Annotated in this window: 15 protein-coding genes; 11 read left to right on the top strand and 4 right to left on the bottom strand. The window is 56.7% G+C overall.

The window, feature by feature from the left end; translation table 11 throughout:
- Positions 1–72: 72 nt before the first annotated feature.
- The 7 genes from KGB23_RS05695 (at position 73) to KGB23_RS05665 (ending at position 4766) form a co-directional block, all read left to right on the top strand.
- Positions 73–642 (top strand): electron transport complex protein RnfA, encoded by a 570-nt coding sequence (locus tag KGB23_RS05695; protein ID WP_223430247.1) that lies wholly within the window; start codon positions 73–75, stop codon positions 640–642.
- A complete protein-coding gene (rsxB, locus tag KGB23_RS05690) occupies positions 639–1649 on the top strand; it encodes an electron transport complex subunit RsxB (protein WP_223430246.1) in 1011 nt (336 codons plus the stop codon). The genes KGB23_RS05695 and rsxB overlap by 4 nt, the downstream gene beginning before the upstream one ends.
- Positions 1636–2628: an RnfABCDGE type electron transport complex subunit D gene (locus KGB23_RS05685; RefSeq protein WP_223430245.1), complete on the top strand. Its 993-nt coding sequence runs from the start codon at positions 1636–1638 to the stop codon at positions 2626–2628. The genes rsxB and KGB23_RS05685 overlap by 14 nt, the downstream gene beginning before the upstream one ends.
- Positions 2625–3236 (top strand): RnfABCDGE type electron transport complex subunit G, encoded by a 612-nt coding sequence (locus KGB23_RS05680; RefSeq protein WP_223430244.1) that lies wholly within the window; start codon positions 2625–2627, stop codon positions 3234–3236. Before KGB23_RS05685 ends, KGB23_RS05680 begins: the two co-directional genes overlap by 4 nt.
- Positions 3229–3816, top strand: coding sequence for an Rnf-Nqr domain containing protein (locus tag KGB23_RS05675; RefSeq protein ID WP_223430243.1), 588 nt, complete (start codon positions 3229–3231; stop codon positions 3814–3816). The genes KGB23_RS05680 and KGB23_RS05675 overlap by 8 nt, the downstream gene beginning before the upstream one ends.
- Before the next feature lie 25 nt (positions 3817–3841).
- The gene (gene nth / locus KGB23_RS05670) at positions 3842–4480 is read left to right on the top strand and encodes an endonuclease III (RefSeq protein WP_008155568.1); all 639 of its coding nucleotides are present in this window, start codon (positions 3842–3844) and stop codon (positions 4478–4480) included.
- A gap of 106 nt (positions 4481–4586) precedes the next feature.
- Positions 4587–4766 (top strand): PA3496 family putative envelope integrity protein, encoded by a 180-nt coding sequence (locus KGB23_RS05665; RefSeq protein WP_007898493.1) that lies wholly within the window; start codon positions 4587–4589, stop codon positions 4764–4766.
- Between the two features lie 89 nt (positions 4767–4855).
- Here the strand turns inward: KGB23_RS05665 and KGB23_RS05660 are convergent, their stop codons facing one another.
- Entirely contained in the window at positions 4856–5482 is a 627-nt protein-coding gene (locus tag KGB23_RS05660) for a response regulator transcription factor (protein WP_008155570.1), read from the bottom strand.
- 580 nt (positions 5483–6062) lie between these two features.
- Between KGB23_RS05660 and KGB23_RS05655 the strand changes: the two genes are divergently transcribed.
- Positions 6063–6695 (top strand): hypothetical protein, encoded by a 633-nt coding sequence (locus tag KGB23_RS05655; protein ID WP_223430242.1) that lies wholly within the window; start codon positions 6063–6065, stop codon positions 6693–6695.
- Between the two features lie 170 nt (positions 6696–6865).
- Here the strand turns inward: KGB23_RS05655 and KGB23_RS05650 are convergent, their stop codons facing one another.
- The gene (locus KGB23_RS05650) at positions 6866–8083 is read right to left on the bottom strand and encodes an argininosuccinate synthase (RefSeq protein WP_150658606.1); all 1218 of its coding nucleotides are present in this window, start codon (positions 8081–8083) and stop codon (positions 6866–6868) included.
- A 129-nt stretch (positions 8084–8212) separates the two neighbouring features.
- Positions 8213–9121 carry a flagellar protein MotY gene (locus KGB23_RS05645; RefSeq protein WP_223430241.1) on the bottom strand — a complete coding sequence of 303 codons (909 nt, stop codon included), beginning with the start codon at positions 9119–9121 and terminating at the stop codon, positions 8213–8215.
- A gap of 159 nt (positions 9122–9280) precedes the next feature.
- Here KGB23_RS05645 and pyrC point away from each other — a divergent pair, with 159 nt between their 5' ends.
- Together pyrC and rnt are read left to right on the top strand one after the other, a co-directional pair.
- Complete coding sequence (pyrC, locus tag KGB23_RS05640) at positions 9281–10327, top strand: dihydroorotase (RefSeq protein WP_223430240.1); 1047 nt, start codon at positions 9281–9283, stop codon at positions 10325–10327.
- A complete protein-coding gene (gene rnt / locus KGB23_RS05635; protein ID WP_046047091.1) occupies positions 10324–11001 on the top strand; it encodes a ribonuclease T in 678 nt (225 codons plus the stop codon). The genes pyrC and rnt overlap by 4 nt, the downstream gene beginning before the upstream one ends.
- A gap of 68 nt (positions 11002–11069) precedes the next feature.
- Here the strand turns inward: rnt and KGB23_RS05630 are convergent, their stop codons facing one another.
- Positions 11070–11672, bottom strand: coding sequence for a peroxiredoxin (locus KGB23_RS05630; protein WP_008155583.1), 603 nt, complete (start codon positions 11670–11672; stop codon positions 11070–11072).
- 302 nt (positions 11673–11974) lie between these two features.
- On the opposite strand from KGB23_RS05630, the gene KGB23_RS05625 reads away from it, so the two are divergent.
- Positions 11975–12193, top strand: a complete 219-nt coding sequence (locus tag KGB23_RS05625; RefSeq protein ID WP_008155585.1) for a bacterioferritin-associated ferredoxin — start codon at positions 11975–11977, stop codon at positions 12191–12193.
- Positions 12194–12389: the final 196 nt, after the last annotated feature.

Here is a 12389-nt window from a genome sequence, read left to right as displayed (position 1 = left end):
CCGTCCTTGCCGGATAATGCCTAAGCTTTTTAGACCGCTCCGTTAAAAAGCCCCGTTCTTGCCGGCACGATCATGACCGAAATTATTCTTACGCTTATCAGCACTGCCCTGATCAACAACCTCGTGTTGCACTGGCCGCTGGGCGTCGATCCGCTGCTGGGCAACGAGCATCGGCAAGTCCACGCACTGGGCCTTGCGACAATGTGTTTGATGCTGATCGTCGGCACGGTGGGCTACTCGGCGTACCGTTGGTTGCTGGTCCCAATGGAGCTGACGTCGCTACGCCTTTTCGTCTTCCTGCCATTAAGCGTTCTGCTGATTGGCCCGCTGCTGAAAGTGCTATCCCGGTTACTTCCAAAGCTTGCGTTCGATGGCCTCTGGCCCCTGCTGCTGGGCAATGCTGGCGTACTCGGCCTGACGCTGCTCAACGCTCAGGACGACAAAGGCTTCTTCCACGCCATGGCCCTGAGCCTGGGTGCCGGCCTGGGTTTCTGGTTGGTACTGAGTCTGTTCAGCGACTTGCGCCAACGCACACTCGAAAATGATATCCCCCTGCCCTTTCGCGGCCTGCCGATCGACCTGATCGGCGCCGGACTGATTGCAGTGGCCTTTCTCGGATTCAGTGGACTGATCAAAACATGAGTCTGATTCAACGCATCGACGCCCTCTTGCCGCAGACCCAATGCGGTAAGTGCGGCCATCCCGGATGCAAGCCGTACGCCGAAGGCATTGCCAGTGGCGAACCGATCAACAAGTGCCCGCCGGGCGGCAGCGAGACCATCGCCGCCTTGGCCGAACTGTTGAAAGTGCCGGTGCTGGAACTGGACGTCAGTCGCGGTTCAGCCCCGGCGCAGATCGCCTATATTCGTGAAGCGGAGTGTATTGGTTGCACCAAGTGCATTCAGGCCTGCCCGGTGGATGCCATTGTCGGCGCGGCGAAATTGATGCACACGGTGATCGTCGATGAATGCACCGGGTGCGACCTGTGCGTAGCGCCGTGCCCGGTGGACTGCATCGAAATGCGGCCATTGCCGCTGGCCACGGTGCTGCCGATTGTCGGCGGCCTGGCGTTCAGCCTTGAGGAACAACGCGCTCGGGCGGCCAAGCGCGATCACGCGCGGCGCCGATTCGAACAGCGCAACGCTCGCCTGCGTCGTGAAGAAGAACAGAAAATCGCCGAACGTCAGGCCCGAGCCCAGCGCGCCGTCCAGCACACTGAGGTGGCGACACTCGATCCGGTTCAGACCGCTCTTGAGCGAGTCCGCGCACAGAAGGCAGCTAACGCGGATGCTGCATTGAAAAAGGCCAAGATCGATCTGGCGATGAGTCGGGCGCAACTCAACAAGTCACTCAAGGCGTTCGGGCATCCACCGACCTTCGAACAGCAGTCGCAACTGATCGTCCTGCAACAGCAATTCGAGGTTGCCGAACAGGCGTTGGCGAAACTGGAAAGTACCGCACCGCCAGCCCCGGCGCCTGTCGCTCCGGCGAAAAATGCGCAGCTGAATCGGGCAAAGATCCAGTTGGCCATGCGCCGCGCCGAACTCAAGAAAGCCCAAGCCAGCGAAGCGTCGGCTGAGCAGATCCAAGCCCTGGAACTCGCAGTGAATGAAGCCGAGCGTCAGGTGGATGCCTATGCCGCCCCTTGAGTCGGTCGACGAGCGACTTCAGCAAGCCATGAAGCTGGTCTTGCTGGCCACCGTGCCGGGAATGCTGGTGTTTTTCTGGCTGTATGGCTGGGGCGTGTTGATCAACCTGATTCTGACGGGTGTTACCGCACTGGCCGTTGAAGCGACCGTGTTGCGCTTGCGCAAGCTTGCGCTCAAGCCGACCCTGAGCGACGGCAGTGCACTGGTCAGCGCGACGCTGTTGACTCTGGCCCTGCCGCCTTACTGCCCGTGGTGGCTGACGGTCTGTGCCGCGGCGTTCGCGATGGTGTTCGGCAAACACCTGTATGGCGGCGTTGCCAAGAACCCGTTCAACCCGGCAATGCTGGGCTTCGCCCTGGTGCTGGTGACCTTTCCCCAACAGATGACCCACTGGCCGTCATCCCATGGGCTGGACCTGATCGGCGGCTTGCAGCAGGTGTTCGGGTTCAGCCTCGGGCAGACGCCAGATGCGTGGGTCCAGGCCACGGCGCTGGACAGCCTGCGGATCAACAAAAGCCTGACCATGGATGAACTGTTTGCCGCTAACCCGGCGTTCGGTCATTTCGGCGGCCGAGGCATGGAATGGGTCAACCTGGCCTTTCTGGCGGGCGGCGCGTTTCTGCTGCAACGACGGGTGTTCAGCTGGCATGCGCCGGTCGGCATGCTCGCCAGCCTGTTCATCATCAGCCTGCTGTGCTGGAACGGCTCGGGCTCCGACTCCCATGGTTCGCCGCTGTTTCATCTGCTCACTGGCGCGAGCATGCTGGGTGCATTCTTCATCGTCACGGAACCGGTGTCCGGCGCAAAAAGCCCCGGCGCGCGACTGCTGTTCGGCGCGGGCGTGGGGCTGCTGACGTACCTGATTCGTACCTGGGGTGGCTATCCGGACGGCGTAGCCTTTGCCGTGCTGTTGATGAACCTCTGTGTGCCGACGCTGGAGCGGTTTGCCGCCTCCAGACTGGAACGGGGTACGCCATGAGCCGAGCGTCGAGCGTTGTGATCCTGGTGTTGCTGGCAGGCCTGGGGATTGGCGCGACTTACCTCGTGCAGCACACCAGCGCGCCGCGCATTGCGGCCGAACAGCGCCTGATCGACAGTCGTAACCTGCTGGACCTGCTCCCCGCTGAAAGCTACGACAATCAGCCGCTGGAACAGCCACTCGCCCTCGGAAACATTGGGTTGGCCAACAGCACGCTGCTAGGTGGCTACCTGGTGACCAAGACAGGCCAGCCCAGCGCTGTGTTGCTGCGCAGCCAGACCCTGGGTTACGAGGGTTCCATCGAATTGCTGATCGCCATCGGCGCAAACGGCAAGGTGCTGGGCGTCAAAACGCTCAAGCAATCGGAAACTCCGGGGCTGGGCGGTCGACTCGCTGACTGGCCCAATGCCTGGCTCCAGGCTTTTTCCGGAAAATCCCGAACCGAACCGGCCGACAATGGCTGGGCCTTGAAAAAGGATCAGGGGCAATTCGATCAAATAGCGGGGGCGACCATTACGTCGAGAGCAGTCATCAACGCCATCCATGACGCGTTGCGCTATTTCGACGAACATCAGCAACAGTTGATCGGGAGCAGCGCACATGAATAAGTCATCGACACTGCAGAATTCGCTGATGCTTGCACCGCTGATTGGTGCCACGGATTCATTGGTGACCGCTGTGGGTTTGTGGCTGATGTTCATCTTGGTGATCAGTGCTTTTGGGGTGAGCATGGGCGCCTTGCGATCCCGGCTGATCCCTGCGACACATCTGCTTGCCTGCGTCCTGCTGGCGGCCACGCTGACCAGCTGCACGGAACTCGCCGCGCAAGTCTGGTCGCTGCAATGGCACCAACATGCAGGGTTCTATGCAGGATTGATTGCCTTGCAATGCGTTGTGCTGGAACACACCGGTTTTTTCCAGAGCGCCTGGCGTGATCGCCTGCGCCTGTGTGGCCTGTTCGGCGCGTTGATGGCGGGCCTTGGCTTGCTACGCGAACTCATCGGCAGCGGGACACTCGGCAGCCATCTGCCATGGCTGGCTGGCACTGCGCAAGCGGACTGGCAAGGCTGGGTACTGACCGCCGACGGTGGGTTGCGCCTGGCCACCCTGGCTCCTGGCGGATTCATTCTGCTGGGACTGCTGATCGCCGTACGTCAGGCCTGGACCCGCTCGACGCCCTCACACTGACCGCCTTCGAGGATATGCATTGCCCATGAATGCCGCAAAACGTCTGGAAATTTTTCGCCGATTTCACGAAGACAACCCGGAGCCGAAGACCGAATTGGCCTACTCCTCGCCGTTCGAATTGCTGATCTCCGTGATTCTCTCGGCGCAGTCGACCGATGTCGGTGTCAACAAGGCCACCGCCAAGCTCTACCCGGTGGCCAATACACCGGCGGCGATTTATGCCCTGGGTGTCGAGGGGTTGTCGGAATACATCAAGACCATCGGCCTGTTCAACAGCAAAGCGAAAAACGTGATCGAGACCTGTCGCTTGCTGATGGAGCGTCATGGAGGCGAAGTGCCGCAAACCCGTGAAGAGCTGGAAGCGTTACCCGGCGTCGGCCGCAAGACTGCCAACGTGGTGCTCAACACCGCATTCCGTCAGCTGACCATGGCCGTGGACACGCATATTTTCCGGGTCAGCAATCGTACCGGCATTGCTCCTGGCAAAAATGTGGTCGAGGTTGAGCAAAAACTGATGAAGTTCGTACCGAAGGAATATCTGCTGGATTCCCATCACTGGCTGATCCTCCACGGACGTTACGTTTGCCTGGCTCGCAAGCCTCGCTGCGGCAGTTGCCGGATCGAAGACTTGTGCGAATACAAGCAAAAGACATCGGACGATTGAGGCGCTATTAGGTTTTTTGATTTATCGATTGAAAAAATCTTTTTTACCCGCCGGGAGTTTATCGATATAAGGAGCGCCAAAGGCAGCCTTAGCCTGGAGTAACACTATGAGCACTGGCAAAGAGCAATTGGACGTAGAAGACGACTTCACCCCTGTTGAGGCTGATGATGCTGAACCGGTGGTTGAAGTGGCGAAGACCAACCTGAGCAAACGCCGTACCATCGACAATCTGCTGGAGGAGCGCCGACTGCAAAAGCAATTGGCCGATTACGATTTTGATCTATGACACCTAAAAGCCTCCCGAAACGGAGGCTTTTTACTAAGTGCCGACCCCTGATACCCCCGGTCATCGCGCCTCGTCAAACGCTGAGGCAGTCACACCAGACCATTGCGTTGAGCCAATTCGATCAGGTCGACCAGGGAGCGAGCATTGAGCTTCAACAACAGACGAGTCTTGTAAGTACTGACGGTCTTATTGCTGAGGAACATTCCATCGGCGATCTCCTTGTTGGTCTTGCCTCGGGCCAATTGTTGCAAGACCATCATCTCCCGTCCCGACAGTCGATCCACCATATCGGCTTCACTGGCGTTCCCCAAACTGGAACGTACGGTATGCAAGGCCTGATTCGGAAAGTAACTGTAGCCCGACAATACTGCCTTTATTGCACTGAGTAATTCAGTGAGATCCTGTTGCTTGCAGACATACCCTGCGGCACCCGATTGCATACAACGCATGGAAAAATGCCCAGGCGCCTGGGAAGTTAGTATCAGTACTTTCATGGGCATTGCTGTCGATGTCAGACGCGCAATGACTTCCAGGCCATCAAGTTTCGGTATTCCAATATCCAGGATGACAATATCCGGCATATGCTCACGGGCAAGTTGCAACGCATCCACGCCATTATCTGTCTCTGCAATGACTTCGTAGCCATGACGTTCCATTAGCATACGTACCGCAAGACGAATGACAGGGTGATCATCCACGATCAGCACTTTATTCATGGGCAAGTCCAATTTTCGCTGTTCGAATTTTTAGAGCCCGCACGATAGCCTAGTCGTTTCACCCGTGGCATGCCGCCCCCCTCGGCCACCCACACCGAGAGACATTCCCTACAGACATTAAAGAATAGTCTTACAAAATTCCCAAAAATACCGAGAGGGTAAAAATTTTATCAACCTGAAAACATTTCGTTTTTCCGAAGTTTTTTTGTTTCTATTTACAACCAGAAAACCAAAAAACGGAGTTCGTCGCAAGACGATCAAACGAATACTGACTATTGAGCTACCCTTAAAAGTAACTGATATTTACCACTTGAAACGCCACACCACAAATACCGCATATCAAGGATTTAATAAAAAATCACACCAGGCAACACTTCAACAACAAACTCAACCCAACACCGCCTAAAACCCAACAACAGAGGCACCCGCCGCACGTTCAATACCGTTACTATCAAACCTTCGAAATCCAAAACTTAAAAGGAGTACTGCACAAATATAAACACCGACCACTTAGTTATTAAAATCAAAACCAAAAATATAAATCAACCGAGAAAAGACAATATTCCAATGAGCAAAAAACATGACCAAATCAAAGAAAAAAATCATCAACCCCATGACAGTTATTGCAATATTTGCCGCTATTTCTGAAACATCGGCCGCCGTCTCGCTGCCCTTTCTCGACAATAAGGAGCGGGAGCTCTATGTCTGGTTCCTGATCAGCTTCCCTTTTTATTTGCTTTTTCTTTTCTTCGCCACACTCAACTTCAACTACCGGTCGCTGTACGCGCCATCCGATTTCGGCAAGGGAAAGCATTTTATAAAAGTGATGGACAACGCTGAACGCGGTCAGCGGCCAGATAACCTGAAGGACCCTCCCGTTCGGATCGGTATTCAAACGGGCCTCTCGGCGCTACAGCACGTTTGCCTGGCCGAGCAGCTAAAAAACCTGCACATCGTCGATGCGCGGTGGCTAAACAAGAGAATGGAATTCGGTGCATGGATTGAAAAAAACCGGCACCCACAGGGAAGCCCAGCACAAGTGATCGTATTTCTTACCTGTACCGATTCGGAGGCATTACTGAAGGAAAGCGCAAGCAAGCAATCAAAACAGGCAAAGAATCGCAGCGGCCCAACGCTTTGCATTGCTTACAATTTGAATTCACGCGGTCTGACGATTCTTGATCACTCTTTTTACCTGACACGCAGCAGGTAACGCTTGAAGAGCATTCAGAGAGAGGAAACAGAAGGAAGGTATTACAGATACAAAAAGAGCGCTGATAACACGATGTCCGGCAGGAAAACTCCCCCTATTCAGAAATTGTGGCCTTGTCACTGACAAGGCCACAACTCTATTAACGTCGTTCCACTACGGTTTCAAAGATCTCAGAAAAGTTTCCGGCCTTTGTTCGCCGCAATACGCATGCGCAACGCGTTGAGCTTGATGAAGCCCGCCGCGTCGGCCTGGTTGTAGGCGCCGCCATCTTCTTCGAAGGTCGCGATGTTGGCATCGAACAACGATTCGTCGGACTTGCGACCGGTGACGATCACGTTGCCCTTGTACAGCTTCAGGCGCACAACGCCGTTCACGTGGGCCTGAGACGCATCAATCATCTGTTGCAGCATCAGACGCTCAGGGCTCCACCAGTAACCGGTGTAGATCAGGCTGGCGTATTTAGGCATCAGCTCGTCTTTGAGGTGAGCCACTTCGCGGTCCAGGGTGATCGATTCGATCGCACGGTGAGCGCGCAGCATAATGGTGCCGCCAGGGGTTTCGTAGCAGCCGCGGGACTTCATGCCCACGTAACGGTTCTCGACGATGTCGAGACGGCCGATACCGTGTTCGCCGCCGATACGGTTCAGGGTCGCCAGCACGGTGGCCGGGGTCATTTCGACGCCGTCCAGTGCGACGATATCGCCGTTGCGGTAGGTCAGTTCCAGGTATTGCGCTTTGTCAGGAGCCTTCTCCGGGGAGACGGTCCATTTCCACATGTCTTCTTCGTGCTCGGTCCAGGTGTCTTCCAGCACGCCGCCTTCATAGGAGATGTGCAGCAGGTTGGCATCCATCGAGTACGGGGATTTTTTCTTGCCGTGACGCTCGATCGGGATGTTGTGCTTATCAGCATAATCCATCAGCTTTTCACGGGAGAGCAGGTCCCATTCGCGCCACGGAGCAATCACTTTCACGCCTGGCTTCAAGGCGTAGGCGCCCAGTTCGAAACGAACCTGGTCGTTGCCCTTGCCGGTGGCACCGTGGGAAATGGCGTCAGCGCCGGTTTCGTTGGCGATTTCGATCAAGCGCTTGGCGATCAACGGACGAGCGATGGAGGTACCCAGCAGGTACTCGCCTTCGTAAACGGTGTTGGCGCGGAACATCGGGAAAACGAAATCGCGCACGAACTCTTCGCGCAAGTCGTCGATGTAGATCTCTTTCACGCCCATGGCCTGTGCCTTGGCGCGTGCAGGTTCGACCTCTTCGCCCTGACCCAGGTCAGCGGTGAAGGTCACGACTTCACAGTTATAAGTATCCTGCAGCCACTTGAGGATCACCGAAGTGTCCAGGCCGCCGGAATACGCCAGAACGACCTTGTTTACGTCCGCCATGCCATCACTCCACGGGGTTCTACGGAAAGCCGCCAAGTCTACCGCTCATGCAGGATAATTTACAGAGGCGCGACAGCTTATGACGACGAAGCGACAGATTATGTCGAGTGAGCGACGATAACAGCGGCTTCAGGAGGTCGACGCGGCGCTCGCCGATGCAGTGGCCTGAGGGGCCGCCTTTTCGGTGGGCGCAACGCGCGCGAGGTGCACATTGACCCGACGGTTCTTCGCCCGGTTGGCGGAATTGGTATTGGGCGCCAATGGATAACGCTCGCCGTGAAAGCGCACGGTGATCTGTGATTCCTGAACGCCGTTGGCCTTGAAGAACTCCATGACGGCCAGGGCCCGACGCCGCGACAGGTCACGATTGGTCAGGCGGTTGCCACTGTTGTCGGAGTGGCCATCGAGTTCGATGTGGTTGACCGTCGGGTCGGCCTTCATGAACTCCAGCATCACTTGCAATTGAGCCTTGGCCTGCGCGTCGAGATCGAGGCCTTCGCCGGGGAAGCCGATCTGCGATTGTTTAACCTGCTCGAAATTCTTCGGCAGCAACTTCGCCACACAGCCCTGATAATCGTTGAACGCCTTGCTGAACTTGACTGGCAACAGACGCACTTCCGACACCCGGCCATCGCCCGAGTAATGCCGAACGACCGGACTGCGACCATCCATCAGGCCACTGATCAAGCGGCCGGCCTGAACTTGCGAACTGTTGAACAACACATTGCCGCTGCCTATACGCACAGAGCCGAGGTTGATGTCGCCACGCCCCGGCTGCCAGGGCGCTGCGGCCGCCAACAAGGTCGCCGAACCGCCGCCGATCATCGAGTTATAGGCCTTCAGACGAAACGTCGCTTGCTCGCCAGCGCGACGCACGAACTCACCCGAACCGAAATCGGTGATCGGCTGAGTCAGGCGGCACTCGAACTTGTCCCCTTCGACCGTCCACTCGATGCTCTCCAGACGGGTCTGGAAAGTGAGCGCCATCGCAGGAAGGCTGGCAAACACGCTGAGCAAGGCTAAATAACGCTGGCGCACGGGAGGCTCCACTGGCTTCTACAACAAAAAGACCGACACACAGATGTTTACGGCATACCTGTTGGATATCGGAAGCTTCCAGCAAAACTTGATAGCGAGTGCCTGCAAGAGTCTTTTCCGGTAGCATTCCCCTCAGTTTGACCCGCCTGGAATCCCCTCATGTCCGACCGCCTGACCCTGCTGCGTCCCGACGACTGGCATATTCATCTTCGCGATGGTGCTGTGTTGCCCAATACAGTCGCGGATGTCGCGCGCACCTTTGGTCGCGCCATCATCATGCCCAACCTGGTACCTCCGGTGCGTAACACCGCTGAAGCCGACGGCTATCGCCAGCGGATTCTCGCTGCACGCCCGGCTGGCAGCCGCTTCGAACCGTTGATGGTGCTGTACCTGACCGACCGCACCCAGCCCGAAGAAATTCGCGAGGCCAAGGCCAGCGGTTTCATTCACGCCGCCAAGCTGTACCCGGCCGGCGCGACCACCAACTCGGACTCTGGTGTCACCAGCATCGACAAGATTTTCCCTGCACTCGAGGCCATGGCCGAAGTCGGGATGCCCTTGCTGGTTCACGGTGAAGTCACCCGTGGCGATGTCGACGTTTTCGATCGCGAAAAATTCTTCATCGATGAGCACATGCGTCGTGTGGTCGAGCGCTTCCCGACGCTCAAAGTGGTGTTCGAACACATCACCACCGCTGACGCCGTGCAGTTCGTCAACGAGGCTTCGGCCTATGTTGGCGCGACCATCACCGCGCATCACCTGCTGTACAACCGCAACCACATGCTGGTGGGCGGGATTCGGCCGCACTTCTATTGCCTGCCGATCCTCAAGCGCAACACCCATCAGGAAGCCCTGCTCGACGCCGCCACCAGCGGCAGCGACAGGTTCTTCCTCGGCACCGACTCGGCGCCCCATGCCCAGCACGCCAAAGAAGCCGCTTGCGGTTGTGCCGGTTGCTACACCGCTTATGCAGCGATCGAGATGTATGCCGAAGCCTTCGAACAGCGCAACGCGCTGGACAAGCTCGAAGCCTTCGCCAGCCTGAACGGCCCTCGTTTCTACGGCCTGCCGGTGAACACCGATCGCATCACCCTGGTCCGCGAAGAGTGGACCGCCCCAACCAGCCTGCCATTTGGCGAGCTGAACGTAATCCCGCTGCGCGCCGGTGAAAAACTGCGCTGGCGCCTGCTGGAGGAACACGCGTGAGTGAAGACCATTTCGACGACGAACAGGACGGTCAAGGCGGCGGAGGTGGTTCACGCCACCCGATGGCTGAGCGCTTCCGTGGATACCTGCCAGTCGTTGTCGACGTTGAAACCGGTGGTTTCAACTCTGCCACTGACGCCTTGCTGGAAATCGCCGCAACCACCATCGGCATGGACGAAAAAGGGTTTGTGTACCCCGACCACACCTACTTCTTTCGCGTAGAGCCTTTTGAAGGCGCGAACATCGAAGCGGCCGCCCTGGAATTTACCGGGATCAAACTCGATCACCCGCTGCGCATGGCAGTGAGTGAAGAAGCCGCGCTGACCGACATCTTCCGCGGCATCCGCAAGGCCCTGAAAGCCAACGGTTGCAAACGGGCGATTCTGGTCGGGCACAACAGCAGCTTCGATCTGGGTTTCCTCAACGCTGCTGTCGCGCGCCTGGACATGAAGCGTAACCCGTTTCATCCGTTCTCGAGCTTCGATACCGCGACCCTGGCCGGTCTGGCTTACGGCCAAACCGTACTGGCCAAGGCCTGTTCGGCAGCCGACATCGACTTCGACGGTCGTGAGGCCCACTCGGCTCGCTACGACACCGAGAAGACGGCCGAGTTGTTCTGCGGCATCGTCAATCGCTGGAAACAAATGGGCGGCTGGGAAGACTACAACGACTGATCGTTGGGTTTATCCCGCCCATAAAAAACCGGCCTCAACGGCCGGTTTTTTTATGCCTCAAACGTGCCTTACAGCGCAGCAGCGTGCTCGGTCAGGTAAGCCGCAACACCTTCGGTGGAAGCGGTCATGCCTTTGTCGCCTTTTTTCCAGTTGGCAGGGCAAACTTCACCGTGCTCTTCGTGGAATTGCAGAGCGTCGACCAGACGAACCAGCTCTTCGATGTTACGGCCCAGCGGCAGGTCGTTGATGATCTGCGAGCGGACAACGCCTTTGTCGTCGATCAGGAACGCACCACGGAAAGCTACGCCGTCAGCGGACTGAACGTCGTAAGCCTTCATGATTTCCTGCTTGATATCGGCAGCCATGGTGTAACGGACCTGGCCGATACCACCATTGTTGACCGGGGTGTTGCGCCAGGCGTTGTGGGTGAAGTGCGAGTCGATCGAAACGGCGATCACTTCAACGTTGCGTGCCTTGAAGTCAGACATGCGGTTGTCCAGAGCGATCAGCTCGGACGGGCAAACGAAGGTGAAGTCCAGTGGGTAGAAGAACACCAGGCCGTATTTGCCTTTGATGGCCGACGACAGGGTGAAGCTGTCTACGATTTCGCCATTGCCGAGTACGGCCGGTACGGTGAAGTCTGGGGCTTGTTTGCCTACGAGTACGCTCATTGGATATCTCCTGGTGTAAAAACGTGAAGTTCCGGGTTTGCGCCAGCCTGCCACCTTCAGGCGACAGCCCTGTGACACGAACCCCCTTCATAAGGACCGGCCATCATACACTGCGTTTTTGCCCTGTCCTTAACGGTTTTTTTGTCAGGGGAAATGCTATCGACAGGTTTTCCTCGTGATCGACGCCGAGAGGAAACCGTTCGTCAGCCCTGAGCAAAGCTTTCAGAAACCACTTTGACAATCATTCTCGTTAACATTAAGATCCATCGCAATTGAGTCACAACCAGCGACGGTTTTCACTTATGTATGTTTGCCTCTGCACTGGCGTCACCGACGGTCAAATCCGCGAAGCGATCTATGAAGGTTGCTGCAGCTATAAGGAAGTCCGTCAGGCCACCGGCGTAGCCAGCCAATGCGGCAAATGTGCCTGCCTTGCCAAGGAAGTGGTCCGCGAAACGCTGACCAAATTGCAATCGGCCCAGGCCGCGATTCCGTACCCTGTAGAATTTACTGCGGCGTAAGTAACGTATTTCAAAGAACCGGACTTGATGTCCGGTTTTTTTATGTCTGAAAATCAATCGCTTACGCTCTAGACGCGGAACACAAACATTCTTATTCCGATTAATTTTCACTTAAGTTTCAATAACTTAGGTTTGACACTCTTAATTACGCGGCCCAAACTCAGCCTTATTGACAGCTACTTAGGGCAGGACCCCA

The organism is Pseudomonas sp. GL-B-26 (genome assembly GCF_019947405.1).
GTDB lineage: Bacteria > Pseudomonadota > Gammaproteobacteria > Pseudomonadales > Pseudomonadaceae > Aquipseudomonas.
This window is presented reverse-complemented; position numbering and strand designations above follow the sequence as displayed.